The sequence below is a fragment of the Isoptericola sp. NPDC057653 genome (genome assembly GCF_042799955.1).
Taxonomy (GTDB): domain Bacteria; phylum Actinomycetota; class Actinomycetes; order Actinomycetales; family Cellulomonadaceae; genus Isoptericola.
The window spans coordinates 2,428,807-2,446,433 of record NZ_JBHVHP010000001.1 but is presented as its reverse complement, the minus strand read 5'-3'; the positions used below and the strand labels follow the sequence as shown (position 1 = coordinate 2,446,433).

13 protein-coding genes are annotated in these 17,627 nt (G+C 73.5%); 7 read left to right on the top strand and 6 right to left on the bottom strand.

From position 1 onward, the window contains the following. Window positions 1-46: 46 nt before the first annotated feature. The 4 genes from hisH to ACFU9A_RS11130 are packed head-to-tail and all read right to left on the bottom strand — an operon-like array spanning window position 47 to window position 3,207. Window positions 47-829 carry an imidazole glycerol phosphate synthase subunit HisH gene (gene hisH / locus ACFU9A_RS11145; RefSeq protein ID WP_430575280.1) on the bottom strand — a complete coding sequence of 261 codons (783 nt, stop codon included), beginning with the start codon at window positions 827-829 and terminating at the stop codon, window positions 47-49. A gap of 8 nt (window positions 830-837) precedes the next feature. Then, entirely contained in the window at window positions 838-1,386 is a 549-nt protein-coding gene (locus ACFU9A_RS11140) for a hypothetical protein (RefSeq protein WP_430575279.1), read from the bottom strand. A 4-nt stretch (window positions 1,387-1,390) separates the two neighbouring features. Then, window positions 1,391-1,993 carry an imidazoleglycerol-phosphate dehydratase HisB gene (gene hisB, locus ACFU9A_RS11135; protein ID WP_430575278.1) on the bottom strand — a complete coding sequence of 201 codons (603 nt, stop codon included), beginning with the start codon at window positions 1,991-1,993 and terminating at the stop codon, window positions 1,391-1,393. Next, window positions 1,993-3,207, bottom strand: a complete 1,215-nt coding sequence (locus ACFU9A_RS11130; RefSeq protein ID WP_430575277.1) for a histidinol-phosphate transaminase — start codon at window positions 3,205-3,207, stop codon at window positions 1,993-1,995. The genes hisB and ACFU9A_RS11130 overlap by 1 nt, the downstream gene beginning before the upstream one ends. A gap of 292 nt (window positions 3,208-3,499) precedes the next feature. Here ACFU9A_RS11130 and adhP point away from each other — a divergent pair, with 292 nt between their 5' ends. Then, window positions 3,500-4,531, top strand: a complete 1,032-nt coding sequence (adhP, locus tag ACFU9A_RS11125) for an alcohol dehydrogenase AdhP (RefSeq protein ID WP_430575276.1) — start codon at window positions 3,500-3,502, stop codon at window positions 4,529-4,531. Window positions 4,532-4,619: 88 nt separating this feature from the next. On the opposite strand, the gene ACFU9A_RS11120 is transcribed toward adhP, so the two are convergent. Continuing rightward, window positions 4,620-5,135 (bottom strand): Rieske (2Fe-2S) protein, encoded by a 516-nt coding sequence (locus ACFU9A_RS11120; RefSeq protein WP_430575275.1) that lies wholly within the window; start codon window positions 5,133-5,135, stop codon window positions 4,620-4,622. 90 nt (window positions 5,136-5,225) lie between these two features. Here ACFU9A_RS11120 and ACFU9A_RS11115 point away from each other — a divergent pair, with 90 nt between their 5' ends. From ACFU9A_RS11115 to ACFU9A_RS11090, 6 genes are all read left to right on the top strand, one after another. Continuing rightward, window positions 5,226-5,648: a hypothetical protein gene (locus ACFU9A_RS11115; RefSeq protein WP_430575274.1), complete on the top strand. Its 423-nt coding sequence runs from the start codon at window positions 5,226-5,228 to the stop codon at window positions 5,646-5,648. Between the two features lie 316 nt (window positions 5,649-5,964). After that, entirely contained in the window at window positions 5,965-8,223 is a 2,259-nt protein-coding gene (locus tag ACFU9A_RS11110; RefSeq protein ID WP_430575381.1) for a RecQ family ATP-dependent DNA helicase, read from the top strand. A 189-nt stretch (window positions 8,224-8,412) separates the two neighbouring features. Further along, window positions 8,413-9,396 carry an ABC transporter permease gene (locus ACFU9A_RS11105; protein ID WP_430575273.1) on the top strand — a complete coding sequence of 328 codons (984 nt, stop codon included), beginning with the start codon at window positions 8,413-8,415 and terminating at the stop codon, window positions 9,394-9,396. Window position 9,397: 1 nt separating this feature from the next. After that, on the top strand, window positions 9,398-10,333 hold the full coding sequence (locus tag ACFU9A_RS11100) for an ABC transporter permease (protein WP_430575272.1): 936 nt from the start codon (window positions 9,398-9,400) through the stop codon (window positions 10,331-10,333). After that, window positions 10,330-12,384: a dipeptide ABC transporter ATP-binding protein gene (locus ACFU9A_RS11095; RefSeq protein WP_430575271.1), complete on the top strand. Its 2,055-nt coding sequence runs from the start codon at window positions 10,330-10,332 to the stop codon at window positions 12,382-12,384. Before ACFU9A_RS11100 ends, ACFU9A_RS11095 begins: the two co-directional genes overlap by 4 nt. Window positions 12,385-12,454: 70 nt before the next feature. Further along, window positions 12,455-14,182, top strand: coding sequence for an ABC transporter family substrate-binding protein (locus tag ACFU9A_RS11090; protein WP_430575270.1), 1,728 nt, complete (start codon window positions 12,455-12,457; stop codon window positions 14,180-14,182). Window positions 14,183-14,279: 97 nt separating this feature from the next. Here the strand turns inward: ACFU9A_RS11090 and ACFU9A_RS11085 are convergent, their stop codons facing one another. Then, on the bottom strand, window positions 14,280-17,609 hold the full coding sequence (locus ACFU9A_RS11085; RefSeq protein WP_430575269.1) for an SNF2-related protein: 3,330 nt from the start codon (window positions 17,607-17,609) through the stop codon (window positions 14,280-14,282). Between the last annotated feature and the right edge of the window lie 18 nt (window positions 17,610-17,627).

Here is a 17,627-nt window from a genome sequence, read left to right as displayed (position 1 = left end):
GTGAGGTCGGGGTGCCCCCGGCGCTGCGCGGGCCGGGCGGCGGGGGTCAGAGCGAGCGCACCCAGTTCTCCAGCAGGGTGGCGCCGGCGTCGCCGGACTTCTCGGGGTGGAACTGCGTGGCGGCCAGCGGACCGCTCTCGACGGCGGCGACGAACCGCGCCTCGGAGCCGGGCGCGCCGTGCCGGGCCCACGTCACCAGCGGCGGCGTGTACCGCGGGTCCGCGTCGCCGTCGTGCCCCTGGGTGAACTCCTGCGCGGCGTAGGAGTGCACGAAGTAGAACCGCTCGTGCTCGACGCCGGCGAACAGGCGCGACCCGTCGGGCACCTCGACCGGCGACCAGCCCATGTGCGGCACGACCGGGGCCTCGAGGCGCTCGACGACGCCGGGCCACTCGCCCAGCCCTTCGGCGCGCTCGCCGTGCTCCACTCCGGCGTCGAACATGACCTGCATGCCGACGCAGATGCCGAGGACGGGTCGCCCGCCGGCGAGGCGACGGTCGACCACCTGGTCGCCGCGCACCGCGCGCAGGCCGGCCATGCAGGCCGCGAAGGCACCCACGCCGGGGACGACGAGCCCGTCCGCTTCTGCGGCGCGCGCGAGGTCGGCGGTGAGCTCCACCTCCGCGCCGACGCGCTCGAGCGCGCGCACGGCCGAGCGGACGTTGCCGAAGCCGTAGTCGAGCACCACCACGCGGCGGCGCCCGGCCGACGGCGTGGTGGGCGCGGGGTTCAGGTCGGCGGCGGCGCCACCGTGCGGCAGCAGCGGGGAGATCCCCGCGGCGGCCTGCACGGCGGCCAGGTCGGCCCCCTCGCGAGGCGTGTCGGGCATCCGTCCCCCTACTGCTGCTTCTTGCGGGCCTTGCGCGCGGCGCCCGTGAGCATCCGCATCGCCTTGAACCGGCCGATGCTCGCCGACGGCACGACGCCCGGCAGGTCGGCCACGGTGATCTGACCGGTGACGAGGTCCTCGAGCGCCTCCGGCGCGCCGCCGAGCACCAGCCCCGGCGGCAGCTCGCCCTCGGCGGCGCCGTCGACATAGCGCACGCAGGTGAGCTGCTCCCCCTGGCGGGTCACGAGGACGAGCGGCACCCCGGCCACGAGCTTCGAGATCGCGGCGGCGGCCTGCGCGGGCGCGTCGTCGCCGGTGGAGCGCAGCACGGCGAGCGCGCCGACCGGCGTGGGCGCGGCGTCGACGTCGAGCTCGGCGAGCGCGCAGGCGGCCGCCAGGGGCTCCGCCCCCGCGATCTGCGTGATCAGGACGGCCAGGTCCGGGTCGGCCGACGTGCCGTCGAGGCCCGAGAGGTCGTCGGGGACCTCGAAGCCCTCGGGCAGCTCGTCCGGCAGGCCCGGCTGCTGGTCAGGGTGCTGGTCGGGATCGGTGGTCATGCTTCTACAGCGCACCCTTCGTGGACGGGACGCCCTCGACCCTCGGGTCGGGGGCGACGGCGGCGCGCAGCGCACGGGCCAGCGCCTTGAACTGGGCCTCGACGATGTGGTGCGGGTCGCGGCCGGCGAGGACGCGCACGTGCACGCAGATGCCCGCGTGGTGCGCGATCGACTCGAGCACGTGCCGCGTGAGCGACCCGGTGAAGTGCCCGCCGATGAGGTGGTACTCCTGCCCCTCCGGCTCCCCCGAGTGCACCAGGTACGGGCGGCCCGAGACGTCGACCACGGCGAGCGCGAGCGCCTCGTCGAGCGGCACCGTCGCGTCGCCGAAGCGGGAGATGCCGCGCTTGTCCCCGAGCGCCTCGCGCAGGGCCTCCCCGAGCACGATGGCGACGTCCTCGACGGTGTGGTGCGCGTCGATGTGGGTGTCGCCCGTGGCGCGCACGGTGAGGTCGATCAGCGAGTGCTTGCCCAGCGCCGTGAGCATGTGGTCGTAGAAGGGCACGGTGGTCGAGACCTCCGTGCGCCCCGTGCCGTCGAGGTCGAGCTCGACGACGACGCTCGACTCGCTCGTCGTGCGCTCCACGCGGGCCGTGCGGTGCTGCATCAGTCCTCCTTCTCGGGCGCCTCAGCGCCGGTGACGACCTCGGTGAAGGCGGCCCGGAACGCGGCGTTCTCCGAGGGCGTGCCCACGGAGACCCGGAGCCAGCCGTCGGGGCCGGTCTCGCGGATGAGGACGCCGCGGTCGAGCAGGCCCTGCCAGACCGCGTGCCGGTCGCCGAACGTGCCGAACAGCACGAAGTTCGCGTCGGAGTCGGCCACCTGCAGGGGCCGGCCCGCGACCCGCTGCTCCCGCAGCCAGCCCACGAGCGCGTCGCGCTCGCCGCGCAGGTCGCGCACCTGGGCGCGCAGCTCCTCGTGGTGGGCGAGCGCGCCCCGCGCGGCCGCCTGCGTCACGGCGGACAGGTGGTACGGCAGGCGCACGACCCGCAGCGCGTCGACGAGCGCGGGCGACGCCGCGAGGTAGCCGAGCCGCAGCCCGGCCGCGGCGAAGGCCTTCGACATCGTGCGCGTCACCGCGAGGTGCGGGTGCGCGGCGAGCAGCTCGAGCGCCGACGGCGTGCCCGGGCGGCGGAACTCGGCGTAGGCCTCGTCCACGACGACGACGGCGCCCGCGCGGCGGCCGGCGTGCGCCGGGGCGTCCGGCACCTCGACCCGGGCCGCGGCGGCGAGGATCGCCTCCACCGTCGCGAGCGGGAGCGCCGTCCCGGTCGGGTTGTTGGGGCTCGCCAGGAGGATCACCGACGGGCGGACCTCCTCGATCGTCGCGACCGCGTGGTCGACGTCGAGCGTGAAGTCGCTCTCCCGCCGGCCGGTGACCCAGCGCGTGTGGGTGTCCCGCGCGTACTCGGGGTACATCGAGTAGGTGGGCGCGAACGACACCGCCGTGCGTCCGGGGCCGCCGAACGCCTGCAGGAGGTGCAGCATGACCTCGTTGGACCCGTTCGCGGCCCAGACCTGCTCGGGCGCGAGGCGGACCCCGGACTCGAGCTCCAGGTAGTCGGCCAGGTCGCCGCGGAGGGCGGCGAAGTCGCGGTCCGGGTAGCGGTTGAGCCCGCGCGCCGCGTCGGCCACGTAGCGGGCGATCGTCGCGACGACGGCCTCGGACGGCGCGTACGGGTTCTCGTTCACGTTCAGCAGCACGGGGACGTCGAGCTGCGGGGCGCCGTAGGGCGCCTCGTCGGCGAGCTCCGGGCGCAGCGGCAGCCGCGCGCCGTCGACCCCGCCCGCGGGCGCGGGGGCGGACAGAGGGGTGGTCACCTCGTCAGTCTACGGAACCGGCGGGACGCCGGGAGCGCCGTCCGCCCCTCGGCCGCGTGCCCTGTCGCACACCCCCGCCCCGACGTCGCCCCGCACCCCCGGATGCCGCTCCGCGTCCCACGCCCGATCGCTTGTGAATGCCTTCACATGCCACGACGGGCCGGATCCTGCGGCTTGTGATGGTCTTCACAAGCCGCTCCCGGTGCGACGGCGGTGCTCTGCGCCTACCGTCGAGATATCAGCAGCACGCCGTGTGGGCCGCCCGTCGCGCGGCCCGTGAAGGGAGAAGCAGATGAGCACCATGCAGGCCGCGGTCGTCCACTCGTTCACCGAGCCCCTCGTCGTCGAGGACCGAGAGATCCCCGCCCCCGGACCCCACGAGGCCCTCGTCAAGGTGGACTACACCGGCGTCTGCCACACCGACCTGCACGCGGCCCACGGCGACTGGCCGGTCAAGCCGGCCCCGCCGTTCGTCCCCGGGCACGAGGGCGTGGGCCACGTCGTCGCCGTGGGCGACCAGGTGACGCGCGTCAAGGTCGGCGACACCGTCGGCAACGCCTGGCTGTGGAGCGCCTGCGGCGAGTGCGAGTACTGCGAGACCGGGTGGGAGACGCTCTGCCCGAACCAGAAGAACGGCGGCTACTCGGTCGACGGCTCCTTCGGCCAGTACATGCTCGTCGACTCCCGCTACGCGCCGATCGTCCCCGAGGGCGTCGACCTGTCCGCCGTCGGGCCGATCCTCTGCGCCGGCGTCACCGTCTACAAGGGCCTCAAGGTCACCGACACCAAGCCCGGCGAGTGGGTGCTGATCTCCGGCATCGGCGGGCTCGGGCACATCGCCGTCCAGTACGCGGTCGCGATGGGTCGCCGCGTGGCCGCGGTCGACGTGGACGACGCGAAGCTGGAGCTGGCGCGCAAGCACGGCGCCGAGGTGACGGTCAACGCGGCGACGTCGGCCGACGCGGCCGCCGAGCTCCAGGAGAAGACGGGCGGCGGCGTGCACGGCGCGCTCGTCACGGCGGTCAACGCGCACGCCTTCCCCCAGGCCGTCGGGGCCCTGCGCCGCGGCGGCACGGTCTCGCTCGTCGGCCTGCCCCCCGAGAAGTTCCCGCTCGACATCTTCACCACCGTCCTGTTCGGCCTCACCGTCCGCGGCTCGATCGTCGGCACGCGCAAGGACATGGCCGAGGCCCTGGACTTCTTCGCCCGCGGCAAGGTCGACCCGACCTACACCGTCCGCCCGCTCGGCGACATCAACGCGATCTTCGACGAGATGATCGCCGGCAAGATCGACGGCCGCGTCGTCATGGACATGCGGAGCTGACGCTCCCCGGTCCGCGACGCGACGAGGCCCGGCGGCGCGTGCCGCCGGGCCTCGTCGCGTCACCGGACCTGCCGCACGCCCCGGGCGCTCAGGCGAGGACGACGTCCGACCCCGACACCTCGACCTGGATCGCCGGCAGCGGCTCGGGAGCCGGCCCGCCCAGCACCGCGGCGTCCGTGAGCGCGTACCGCGACTGGTGGCACGGGCACACGAGCTCGCCGTCGCCGGGCGCCACGGTGCACCCCGCGTGCGTGCAGATCGCGCTGAACGCGTGCACCTCCCCCTCGGTCGGCCGGGTGACCAGCACGTCCTGGCCCGCCACCTTCGCGGACACCGCACCGCCCACGGGCACGTCCGCGAGCGCCACGACGACGGTCCCCGCCCCCGCGGCGCTCGCGGAGGCCGCGGCCTGCTGCGGGGTGGGCTTCTGCTCGACGCAGGCGGCGAGCACCCCCGCGCCGGCGACCGCGCCCGCCAGCACGCCGGTGCCGCGCAGCAGCTGCCGGCGGGTCGGCCCGCAGGCGCAGGCGCGCACCGCCTCGGCGGTCGGCGTGGGCGACGGCGTGCGGGGCATCGTCGAGCTGGGCAAGGGCGTGGTGGGCATGGGGCCTCCGGGCTGGTCGGTCCCCGGACGACGCCGCGTGCGCGTCCCGCTCCGGAGACGGCGGGCCCGAGGAGTGGGAGCATCATCATCATGGACTCGTCCCACGGCGCGGTGCCACCCAGCCCCCGGGCCACGGGTGGTGCACGGCCGCCCTTCGCCCGTGGATGGCGGCTGGCCGCGGCCGCCGCGGCGCTCGTGTCGGCGATCGTGCACGTGCTGCTGTACGTCGACGGCTACGACGCCATCGCGGTCGTCGGGCCGCTGTTCCTGCTCAACGCCGTGGCGGGGCTCGTGCTCGCCGTGCTCCTGGTGGTCTGGCGGCACTGGCTGCCCCTCGTCGGCGGCATCGGGTTCGGCGGCCTGACCCTGCTGGCGTTCGTGCTGTCGACGACGGTCGGCTTCTACGGTGTGAACGAGACCTTCGCGGGGACGAACGAGCTCCTCGCGGCGGTGTCCGAGGTCGTGGCGGTGGTGGCGTCGGCGGTCGCGCTGCTGCGCGAGTACGTGCGCTGACCGACCCCCCGGCAGGTCGCGGCACGCTGTGGAGGACGGCCGCCCGCCGTGGGCGGCGCCCCCTACGATCGGGAGCGTGAGCCATCCCGACGACCCGTACGCCGACCTCGTCTTCGACCCGACCGACGACGACGCCCCGCCGCCGGACGACCAGGCTCCCGAGCCCGAGGCCCGCCGGGCGGTGCGTCCCGCGCCGCCCGCGGACGCGCCTCCCGCCCCGGCGCCGGTCGCCCCGGCCTCCGAGGCTCCGGAGCCGCCTGCCGCCCCGGGGCCGGCGGCCGGGGACGCCGACCCCACGAAGCGCGCGAAGCTCGCCATGCTGCGCGGCCTCCTCGACAGCGCGGGCGAGGGCGGCGGCACGCTGCGCGAGCAGGCGGAGGAGTCGCTCCGGGCGCTCGTCGGCCGCGAGGACGCCGCCCTGCGCGACGACCAGTGGCGTGCGATCGAGGCGCTGGTCGCCTTCCGGAGGCGCGCCCTGGTCGTGCAGCGCACCGGGTGGGGCAAGTCCGCGGTCTACTTCGTGGCCACCTCCCTGCTGCGTTCCCGGGGTGCCGGGCCGACCGTCATCGTGTCCCCGCTGCTCGCGCTGATGCGCGACCAGATCGCGGCGGCCGCCCGGGCCGGGATCCGGGCCGTGACGATCAACTCCTCGAACGTCACCGAGTGGGACCAGGTGCACGCCTCGATCGCCGCCGGCGAGGTGGACGTGCTGCTCTGCTCGCCGGAGCGGCTCAACAACCCGGCCTTCCGCGACGAGGTGCTCCCCCGGCTCGCCGCCGACGCCGGCCTGGTCGTGATCGACGAGGCCCACTGCATCTCCGACTGGGGCCACGACTTCCGCCCGGACTACCGCCGCATCCGCACCCTGCTCGCCGACCTGCCCCCGGGCATCCCCGTGCTCGCGACCACCGCGACCGCGAACGCCCGCGTCACGGCCGACGTCGCCGAGCAGCTCGCCGTGCACGGGTCGCTGCCGGCCGCCGAGGGCGCCGAGGGCACCGGTGGCCCCGCCGGCGGGGACGAGGTCCTCGTGCTGCGCGGCGGGCTCGACCGCGAGTCGCTGCACCTGGCCGTCCTCGAGCTGCCGGACCAGCCGACGCGCGTCGCGTGGCTCGTCGAGGCGCTGCAGGACGTGGACGGCTCCGGGATCGTGTACTGCCTCACGGTCTCCGCGGCCGAGCAGGTGGCCGAGCAGCTGCGCGGGGCCGGGCTCGCCGTCGCCGCGTACACCGGGCGCACGGACCCCACGCAGCGGGAGCAGCTCGAGGAGGACCTCAAGGAGAACCGGGTCAAGGCCCTCGTCGCCACGTCGGCACTCGGCATGGGCTTCGACAAGCCGGACCTGGCGTTCGTCGTGCACCTGGGCGCACCGTCGTCGCCCATCGCCTACTACCAGCAGGTGGGCCGCGCGGGCCGCGGCGTCGACGACGCCGTCGTCGTCCTGCTGCCCGGGCAGGAGGACCGCGCCATCTGGGACTGGTTCGGGTCGCAGGCGTTCCCGGCCGAGCCCCAGGTGCGCGCGACGCTCGGCGCCCTGTCCGCGTCCGAGGGCGCGCAGAGCACCGCGGCGCTCGAGACCCAGGTGGACCTCAAGCGCTCCCGCCTGGAGACGATGCTCAAGGTGCTGGACGTCGACGGGGCGGTGCGGCGCGTGCAGGGCGGCTGGGTCGCCACGGGCACGCCGTGGGCCTACGACGCCGAGCGGTACGCCCGCGTGGAGGCCACCCGGCACGCCGAGCAGCAGGCGATGGTCGACTACGTCGCCACCGACGGGTGCCGGATGGCGTACCTGCGGGCGCAGCTGGACGACCCGGAGCTCCCGCAGGGCTGGACCTGCGGCCGCTGCGACCGGTGCGGCGGCGTCACGCTGCCCGCCGTCCCCGACGCCGAGGCCGTCGCCTCGGCGCGCGCCGAGATGGACCGGCCGGGGGTCGAGGTCGGCCCCCGCGCGATGTGGCCGTCGGGCCTGGCCGCGCTCGGGCTCGACCTCAAGGGCAAGATCGCGCCCGAGGAGCGCGCCGCCCCGGGCCGCGCCGTCGCCCGGCTCGACGGGCTGGGCTGGTCCGGGCCGCTGCGCGACCTCTTCGCGCCCGGCGCCCCCGACGGCGAGGTGCCGGTGCCCCTGCGCCGCGCCGCGGCACGGGTGCTGGACGACTGGGAAGCCGTCCGCGGTCCCGCCGAGGGAACGTCGTCCGACGACGGTGCCGAGGGTGCGCGCCGCACCCTCGTCGACGGCGTCGTCGCCGTCCGTTCCACCACCCGGCCGCAGCTGTCCTACCACCTGGCGTCGGGCCTGGCCGCCTACCTCGGCGTGCCCCTCATCGGTGCGGTGGGCCCCGCCCAGGGCGCCGAGGAGCCGGCCCGGCACGACGTGAACTCGGCGATGCGCCTCGCCGGGGTGGCTCGGCGGCTCCGGCTCGAGCTGAACGACGCCGCCCTGCGCGGGCTGCCCGGGCGCTCGGTGCTCCTGGTCGACGACTGGACCGAGTCGGGCTGGACGCTCACCGTCGCCGCCCGTCTGCTGCGCCAGGCGGGGGCGACGGCCGTGCACCCGTTCGTGCTGGGCGTGCGCTGACCCCACCGGCCGTACGGGACCGCCGCGGAGCCCTCGCTCCGGCGGCGGTCCCGCATGTTTCGGGAATGTGAGCCTCGGGCACAAAACCGTAACGATCCGAGTCCGCGCGGCGCAGATGTGTCGGAGGCCACTCCGGACGCCTGTAATCTCACGGCACCGCCATCGTCCCTGAAGAAAGCCCCTCCGACATTGACCCGATATCTGCTGCGCCGCACCACAGGCTGGTTGCTCATGGTCGTGGCCGTCACGAACCTGACGTACTTCCTCGCCTGGGCCTACCTCGACCCCCGGAGCAACTACGTGGGGAGGCGGCCCCCGCTCAGCGAGGAGCAGATCCACAACCTGCTCGAGCCGCGCAACCTGGACGACCAGACGCCGCTCCTCGTGCGGTGGTGGAACTGGTTCAGCGGAATCCTCTTCCACTGGGACTGGGGCGTCAGCCCCACGGGTCAGTCGGTCAACGAGCAGGTCTCGTACCGCATGTGGGTGTCGGCTGAGCTGATGCTCGGCGCCACGATCCTCCTCACCCTCATCGGGATCGCGCTGGGCGTCTACAGCGCCTCGCGCCAGTACCGCGTCGGTGACCGGATCGCCCAGGGCACGTCGATCATCACGATGAACATCCCGATCGTCGTGGCGGCGCTCGGCCTGGTGCTGCTCGCGATCGCCTTCAACGGCGCCGTCGGCACCACGGTCTTCTACGTCACCGGATCATCGAGTCCCGGGGTGAGCGGGTTCTTCCCCACCCTGGTCGACACGATCCAGCACCTGACGTTGCCCACGCTGGCCCTGATCATCGTCGGCTACGCGCAGTACCACTTCCTGCAGCGCTCCCTGCTGCTCGACAACATCAAGTCCGACTACGTGCGCATGGCGCGGGCCAAGGGCCTGACCAAGCAGCAGGCGATCCGCAAGCACGCGCTGCGCACGTCGCTGATCCCCGTCACCACCCAGGTCGCGTTCTCGATCCCCGGCATCTTCACCGGCGCCGTGCTGACCGAGTCGATCTTCGCCTGGAAGGGCATGGGGCAGTACTTCATCGACACGATCTCCAAGAACGACATCAACGGTGTGGTCGCGGTCGCGGCGTTCGGCGCGGTCATGACCGCGATCGGCGCGATCCTGGCGGACATCGCCGTCGTCGCCCTCGACCCCCGAGTGCGGGTGAGCTGACATGGCAACCGATCCCTCCATGGTCGACCCTCTGGCCGAGGCCGAGACCGTGCCCCCCGTCGCCGAGACCGGCGAGCGCAAGCGCCTGTCGAAGTGGCGGCTGTACAGCCGCCGGTTCGCGCGCAACCGTCCCGCCCTCGTGGGCGTGGTCATCTTCGTGCTGCTGGTGCTGTTCGCCCTGTTCGGCTCGCTGTTCCAGAAGTACGACCACGTCGAGCTCGACTTCCTCGCGCTGTCCGACCCGCCCAGCCCCGAGCACTGGTTCGGCACCAACAACGCGGGCAACGACCTCTACGCGATGGTCGTCGTGGGCCTGCAGCGCTCGCTGCTCATCGCCGTCGTGGTCGCCACGGGCACGACGGTCCTGTCCGCCGTCATCGGCACCGCGGCCGCCTACTTCGGGGGCCGCATCGAACGGGTCGCGCTGTTCATCATCCACTTCCTGATGGTGGCGCCCACGTTCCTGCTGCTCGCCATGATGTCGAACGACTCCGGCGGCGACTGGAAGGTCATCGCGCTCGTCCTGATCCTGGTCAGCTGGTTCTTCCAGGCCCGCACGATCTGGACGCTGTCCCTGTCGCTGCGCGAGCGGGAGTACGTCCACGCCGCGCGGTACATGGGCGTCCCCGGTCTGCGGATCGTGATGCGCCACCTGATCCCGAACATCGGGTCGCTGCTCGTCATCAACTTCACGCTCGGCGTCGTCGGCGCGGTCATGGCCGAGACCGGCCTGTCCTTCCTCGGCTTCGGCGTCAAGCTGCCCGACGTGTCGCTCGGGTCCCTCATCGGCATCGGCGCCTCGAGCATCTCGAGCGCCCCGTGGATGTTCTACTTCCCGGCCGCCGCCCTGACCCTGCTGACCGTCTCGATGGCGCTCGTCGCCGACGGCCTGCGCGACGCCCTCGATCCCACCTCCGCTGCGGGAGGCCGCGCATGACCACCCCTGTTCTCTCCGTCCGCGACCTCACCGTCTCCTTCCCGTCCGAGGCGGGGCGCGTCGACGCCGTCCGCGGCGTCTCCTTCGACGTCGCCGAGGGGCGCACCCTCGGGATCGTCGGCGAGTCCGGCTCCGGCAAGTCGGTCACGTCGCTGGCCGTCATGGGCCTGCTGGACGACAACGCCCGCATCGGCGGCTCGGTGATGTTCGAGGGCCAGGAGCTGCTCGGCAAGAGCGACTCCCAGATGTCCAAGATCCGCGGCAACGGCATCGCGATGATCTTCCAGGACCCCCTGACGTCGCTGACGCCGGTGTTCACCGTCGGCGACCAGCTGGTCGAGGCCCTGACGATCCACAACGCCCGCATGTCGCGCCGCGCGGCCTGGGACCGGGCCGTGGAGCTGCTGCGCCTCGTCGGGATCCCCCGGCCGCAGGAGCGCGTGAAGTCGTTCCCGCACGAGTTCTCGGGCGGCATGCGCCAGCGCGTGGTCATCGCCATCGCGATGGCGAACAACCCGAAGCTGATCATCGCGGACGAGCCGACCACCGCCCTCGACGTGACGATCCAGGCGCAGATCCTGGACCTCATCAAGACGGCCCAGCACGAGACCGGCGCCGCGGTCATGATGATCACGCACGACATGGGCGTGGTCGCCAACATCGCGGACGACGTGGTCGTGATGTACGCCGGCCGCGCCATCGAGCAGGCCCCCGTCGAGACGCTGTTCGCGGACACGCGCATGCCGTACTCGATCGGCCTCCTCGGCGCGATCCCCCGCGTGGACAAGTCCGTGAAGCAGCCGCTCGTGCCCATCAAGGGCAGCCCGCCGCTGCTGGTCGACCTCCCGGACGCCTGCCCCTTCGCGGCGCGCTGCCCGATCGTCACCGACGCCTGCCGCACCGCCGAGCCGGAGCTCCTCGCCGTGGCCGGGCAGCCGGACCACCGCGCCGCCTGCATCCGCGCGGAGGAGATCCGTGCCGGCCGCATCGACGACAGCCCGGTGTACCCGGTCCCGGAGATCCCCGCGTCGACGCTCGAGGAGGTGCCGCGCGACCTGCGCAAGCCCACCCTCGAGGTCGAGAACCTCACGAAGTCGTTCCCGCTCCTCAAGGGCTCCTTCCGCAAGAAGAAGGTCGGCGAGGTGCACGCCGTCAAGGGCGTCAGCTTCGACATCCGCGAGGGCGAGACGATGGCGATCGTCGGCGAGTCCGGGTCGGGCAAGACCACCACGCTGCTGCAGATCATGGACTTCGCCGCGCAGGACGACGGCGACATCCGGATCGTCGGCACCAGCGTCTCCGACATCAAGGGCGGGCGCGAGGAGCGGCAGCTGCGTCGCGACGTCCAGATCGTCTTCCAGGACCCGGTCGGCTCGCTCGACCCGCGCATGACCGTCTTCGACGTCATCGCCGAGCCGCTGCGCACCGTCGGGACCCCGCACGCCGAGGTCGGCCCCCGGGTGGACGAGCTCATGGGCCTGGTCGGGCTGGACCCCGCCCACAGCGACCGCTTCCCCGCGGCGTTCTCCGGCGGCCAGCGGCAGCGCATCGGCATCGCGCGCGCCCTGGCGACCAACCCGAAGCTGGTCGTGCTCGACGAGCCGGTGTCCGCGCTCGACGTCTCCGTCCAGGCCGGCGTGATCAACCTGCTCGACGAGCTCAAGGTCCGCCTCGGGCTGTCGTACCTCTTCGTCGCGCACGACCTGTCCGTCGTGCGGCACATCGCGGACCGCGTCGCCGTGATGTACCTCGGCAGCTTCGTCGAGCACGGCGAGGTCGACGCGGTGTTCGACGACCCCCAGCACCCGTACACGCAGGCGCTCCTGTCGGCGATCCCGGTGCCGGACCCGGTGGTGGAGCGAGGCCGCGAGCACATCGTGCTCAAGGGCGACCTCCCGAGCCCGACGGACACCATCCAGGGCTGCGCCTTCGTCTCGCGGTGCCCGCTCTACCAGACGCTCGACGACCCCGAGCGGGTCGCCTGCGACACGAAGGTGCCCGCACTCAGCGGACGGACGGGCGTCCACGTGAACGCCTGCCACCACCGCTGACCATGCTTCTCCATCCATCGCTCACTCCCAACCATCAAGTCAGCGCCCACGAGGCGCGAAAGGAGCACCCATGAGGCTGCAGAAGAGACTGGCCGGCAGCGTCGCCGTCGCCGGCGTGCTTGCCCTGGCCCTCACCGCCTGCGGCGGTGGCGGCAACGACGGCGGCGGCGACAAGCCGACGGCCGAGGCCCAGACGATCCAGGGCGCGGACTACAACCCGCAGCCCCGCGAGAACCTCGAGCAGGGTGGCGAGGTGACCTTCCCGCTGACGGAGATCACCCCGCAGATGAACCCGAACCACTCCGACGGCTCGGTCGACACCGCGCGGATCTGGGAGTGGTACAACCCGCAGATGATCCTCATGTCCCCGGAGGGCGAGGCGTCGGCGAACCCGAACTACCTGTCCGACTGGACCACCGAGGTCAAGGACGGCAAGACGGTCGTGACCTACACGATCAACCCCAAGGCGGTCTGGAACGACGGCAGCCCGATCACCTGGAAGTCGTACGAGGAGCTCTGGAAGGCCAACCGTTCGACGGAGGAGGGCTACGTCCCCAGCTCCACCGACGGCTACTCGCAGATCGAGTCGGTCGAGCAGGGCGCGGACGAGCGCCAGGCCGTCGTCACCTTCAAGACCGAGTTCCCGTGGACCGACGGCCTGTTCTGGCACATCATGAACCCGGCCGTGAACTCCCCGAAGGCCTTCAACGAGGGCTACATCGAGGACGCGCACGCCGACTGGGGTGCCGGCCCGTACAAGATCGAGGACTTCGACCTCAACGGCGGCGTCATCTCGTTCGTGCCGAACGACAAGTGGTGGGGCGACAAGCCCATGCTCGACAAGGTCACGTTCCGCGTGCTCGAGCCCACCGCGGCGGTCAACGGCTTCCAGAACGGTGAGGTCAACTACGTCGACAACCTGTCGGCGGACAACCTCGAGCAGCTCAAGGACGTCGACAACGCCGAGACGTACCGCGCGCAGCGCACGTCGACCAACCTCCTCGAGCTCAACGCCGAGCGGCCGCAGTTCAAGGACCTCAAGGTCCGCGAGGCGCTCTTCAAGGCCGTGAACCGCGACCAGATCAAGGAGGTCGTCTGGAACGGCCTCAACTACACCGAGCCCGACGCCGGCTCGCTGAACCTGTTCCCGTTCCAGGAGGGCTACGTCGACGCTCTCGCCAACGCGGGCTACAAGTTCGACGTCGAGGGCGCCAACAAGCTGCTCGACGAGGCCGGCTGGACCAAGAACGGCGACGTCCGCGAGAAGGACGGCGAGAAGTTCGAGGGCCGTCTGCCCATCTTCGGCGACGAGCCGATCACCGAGGCCCGCGCCAAGGTCGTCCAGCAGCAGCTCGCCGCGATCGGCTTCAAGCTCGACATCGACAAGCGCCCCGCGAGCGACTTCTCGACCGTCCTGTCCACCAAGGACTGGGACCTGGTCATCCTCGGCTTCTCGTCGAGCGACCCGTACGGCGTGGCGTACATGTGCCAGCTGTACTGCTCGGACTCCGGCCTGAACCTGTCGGCGACCGGCACCAAGGAGATCGACAAGAAGATCGCCGACCAGGTGTCCGCGCTGCCCACGGCCGAGGAGCAGACCGCGGCCGGCATGAAGCTCGAGTCGGAGATCATCTCCGAGACCTGGGGCATCCTGCCGCTGTACAACGGCCCGTGGATCTCCATGGCCACGAAGGGCCTCGCCAACCTCACGCCCGAGACCTACACCGGTCTCGACCTCTTCGGCCTGCAGCCGGTGGAGAACGTGGGTTGGGAGAAGGGCACCAACCCCGCGAAGTGAGGCCCGTCGGCTGAGCCGACGCCTCTCGCACGGAGAGCCCCCGGTCCTGGTGGTCACGACCACCGGGACCGGGGGCTCTCGTGTGCCCGGACATGCCCTACGGCTCGAGCAGCCCCCGGACGTCGTCGGCCGCGAGCGCTCCCGCGAAGGCGCCGGACGCGTCGTCGAGGACGGCGTCGAACAGGGCCGCCTTGCGCCGGGCCAGCGCCATCACCTTCTCCTCGATGGTGTCCTGGGCCACGAGGCGCGTGACCACGACGTGCCGGGTCTGCCCGATGCGGTGGGTGCGGTCGACGGCCTGGGCCTCGGCGGCGGGGTTCCACCAGGGGTCCAGCAGGTAGACGTAGTCCGCCTCGGTGAGGTTGAGGCCCACCCCGCCCGCCTTGAGGCTGACGAGGAACACGGGTTGGTCGCCCTCCTTCCAGCCGCGGATCACGTCCGCGCGGCGGCGGGTGGCGCCGTCGAGGTAGGCGACGGGCAGCCCGGCCTCGGCGCAGCGCGTCTCCACGCGGCGCAGGAACGACGTGAACTGGGAGAACACCAGGGCACGATGTCCCTCGGCGGCGATCTCGACCAGCTCGTCGGTCACCACGTCCAGCTTGGCCGATCCGACCCCGGCGTACGCGTCGTCGACGAGGGAGGCGTCGAGCGCCAGGCGCCGGAGCGTGGTCAGCGAGCGGAAGATGGCCACGCGGTTCGCCTCGAAGTCCTCCAGCAGCCCGAGCAGCCGCTGCCGCTCGCGCTGGAGATGGGTGTCGTACACCTTGCGGTGGTCCGCGGTGAGCGGCACCCGCAGCACGCGCTCCTGGCGCTCGGGCAGCTCGGGGGCCACCTGATCCTTGGTCCGGCGCAGCACGAGCGGGCGGATCCGGCGCTTGAGCCGCGCGAGCGCCCGGTTGCCGGCCGCCACCACCTGCGGGTCGTCGTCGGTGGCGGCGGCGTCGACGAGGCGGGCCGTCTCCGCGCGGAAGCGGTGCATCGACGGGTAGAGGCCGGGCGCGACGACGGCGAGCAGCGCCCACAGCTCCAGCAGGTTGTTCTCGAGCGGCGTGCCCGTGATCGCGAGCTTGAACGGGGCGTCGAGCAGGCGTGCCGTCTCGTGCGCCCTCGTGCGCGGGTTCTTCGCCACCTGCGCCTCGTCGAGGATCAGCCCGCTCCAGGCGTGGGCGTCGAAGGCGTCGAACTCGAGCCGGAAGACGGCGTAGGACGTGACGACGACGTCCGCGTCCGCCGCGAGCTCCGCCACGCCCGAGCCCAGGGTGCGCGCCGTCGCCGGCATCGACGCCACGCGCAGCCCGGGGGTGAAGCGTGCGGCCTCGTCCACCCAGTTCCCCACGACGGACGCCGGCGCCACGACGACGAACGGCGGTGCGTCCGGCGCGGCGGCGCGGGCGTGCGCGAGGAACGTGAGCGCCTCGACCGTCTTGCCCAGCCCCATGTCGTCGGCCAGGATCCCGCCGAGCCCGTGGCTCCACAGGAAGGCCAGCCACTCGAACGCCTCCCGCTGGTAGGGGCGCAGCTCCGCGCGCACCCCCGCCGGCACCGCGGTCGGCTCCGGCACGCTCTGCCCGGCGGCGAACGACCGCAGCCCGGCCAGCGAGCGGCGCCACGCCTCGGCCGCCTCCACGACGTCGGCGACGTCCTCGAGCTCGCCCCACAGGTGCGCGTCGTACCGGCTCACCCGGGCGCGGCCGGGCCGGTCGCTCAGCGCGTTGGCCTCCGCGATGAGGTCCCGCAGCCGACCCAGCACGGGCTGGTCGAGGCGCAGCCACGAGCCGTCGACGAGCAGGAGGCGCTTGTCACCGCGCGCGAGGGCGGTGAACAGGCGGGCGAAGGGCAGCTCCTTGCCGGCCACGGTCACCGCGATGCCGAGGTCGAGCCAGTCGGAGTCGCCCGAGGGGGCGCCGGACACCACCACCCGCGGGGCCGCGTCGAGGTGCAGGTAGTGCGGGACGTCGGAGGACTCGACGCGGACGTCGGCCTCCGCCGCGAGCACGGGGAGCACGCCGTGCGCGAGGTCGAGGGCGTCCAGCCCCCGCAGCTCCGTCCGGGCGGCGAGGTCGAACCGCTCGAAGCCGGGCACGCCGCGCACGGCGGCCTGTGCCTTGGCGCGGATCTCCTCCTCGACGTCCGGCTCGCGCAGGGGGTCCGACGCCGCGCCCTCGAGCGGGACACGGCGCGGCGGCGCGGACGGGGCGAGGTGCGGGGGCGCGGGGTACTCGTAGGCCCACGCGAGCCGTGCGTGCTCGGGGGACGCGAACCCCACCTCCGCGACGAGCACGGGGCGTGGCGGGTCGGGGAGGGTCACCGACCCGTCCGAGAGCACGCGCACCGCGCGGCGCAGCACCGGGACGTGCTCCGCGAACAGCTCGCCGACGTCGTCGGCCGGCACCTCCACCCGGCCGACGGCCACGAGCTCCCGCGCCGCGTCGGACAACCGCCGCGCCGTGGGCCCGAGCCGCAGCACCGTGCGCTTCCCCTCCGTCTCGACGGCGTACAGCCCCGTGTCGCCGACGGCGCCCAGCGCGGCGCCCTCGGGGGCGTCCGTGCCGTCGAACGCCACCACGGGGTCGAGCCGCACGCCGTCGTCGGCGGCGCCGACCAGGAGCCGCGCCTCGGCCCCCCGCGCCAGGTGGACCTCGTCACGCGAGCCGTGCGCGACCAGGGGGATGTCCAGGTCCGCGGCCTCGGCGAGGAGCGCCCAGAGGCCGCGCCCCCCGGCGGCGAGCGGTCGCCACGCCTGCCGCCCGCGGCCGAAGCCGCCGTCGGCGAGGGCGGAGCCCAGGTCGGCGAACCAGCGGCGCACGGCGGGTGCGGGCGTGGCGCGGACGTCGGCGAAGGCGTAGAGCCCCGTGGCCAGGGCCTCCCAGCTCGCCTCGGGCGCCACCTTCCAGCCCGTGCGGCCGCGCACCACCGGGCGCACGGACAGCTGGGCCGGCAGGTCGCCGAACGCCTCGTCCAGGCGGAAGCGCAGCGCGACGGGCAGGATCCCGCCGCCGGACGCGACCGGCGGCTCCCCCGCCCCGTGCCCCCGGGTCCCTCCGGTCACCGCCGCGAGCCGGCCCCGCCAGCCGGTCGCCGCCACGGGCCCGTCGCCCGCGGAGCCGTCGAGCTCGGCCGCCTCGGCACGGCGTCCCACGTGCAGGAGCGTGGCCGCGACATGCTTGCACTCCTCGCGGACGGGGCAGGTGCACGACGAGCCGACGTAGGCGTACCGGCCCTCGGCGTCGACCTCGAACGTCACCCGGCACGTGTACGGCTGCGACCCGCTCCCCGCGACCCGCGAGGTCAGGACCAGCCCGTCGGGGTCCCACCGCCACGTCGAGACCATCCCCGAGCGCTCGTACCCCTGGGCGCGCCGGAACGTGGCGGTGCCGACGATGCCTCCCACGACGACGGGGTCGAGGCGGGGCGGCGGGGCGGGCATGCGTCCATGCTCGCACGC

Excerpts from the sequence above, each read along its gene's own strand:
- hisH (WP_430575280.1), bottom strand. The coding sequence starts at position 829 with ATGCCCGACACGCCTCGCGAGGGGGCCGACCTGGCCGCCGTGCAGGCC.
- ACFU9A_RS11090 (WP_430575270.1), top strand. The coding sequence starts at position 12,455 with ATGAGGCTGCAGAAGAGACTGGCCGGCAGCGTCGCCGTCGCCGGCGTG.
- ACFU9A_RS11085 (WP_430575269.1), bottom strand. The coding sequence starts at position 17,609 with ATGCCCGCCCCGCCGCCCCGCCTCGACCCCGTCGTCGTGGGAGGCATC.
- ACFU9A_RS11115 (WP_430575274.1), top strand. The coding sequence starts at position 5,226 with ATGGACTCGTCCCACGGCGCGGTGCCACCCAGCCCCCGGGCCACGGGT.
- ACFU9A_RS11120 (WP_430575275.1), bottom strand. The coding sequence starts at position 5,135 with ATGCCCACCACGCCCTTGCCCAGCTCGACGATGCCCCGCACGCCGTCG.
- ACFU9A_RS11095 (WP_430575271.1), top strand. The coding sequence starts at position 10,330 with ATGACCACCCCTGTTCTCTCCGTCCGCGACCTCACCGTCTCCTTCCCG.
- ACFU9A_RS11110 (WP_430575381.1), top strand. The coding sequence starts at position 5,965 with ATGCTGCGCGGCCTCCTCGACAGCGCGGGCGAGGGCGGCGGCACGCTG.
- hisB (WP_430575278.1), bottom strand. The coding sequence starts at position 1,993 with ATGCAGCACCGCACGGCCCGCGTGGAGCGCACGACGAGCGAGTCGAGC.
- ACFU9A_RS11100 (WP_430575272.1), top strand. The coding sequence starts at position 9,398 with ATGGCAACCGATCCCTCCATGGTCGACCCTCTGGCCGAGGCCGAGACC.
- ACFU9A_RS11140 (WP_430575279.1), bottom strand. The coding sequence starts at position 1,386 with ATGACCACCGATCCCGACCAGCACCCTGACCAGCAGCCGGGCCTGCCG.
- adhP (WP_430575276.1), top strand. The coding sequence starts at position 3,500 with ATGAGCACCATGCAGGCCGCGGTCGTCCACTCGTTCACCGAGCCCCTC.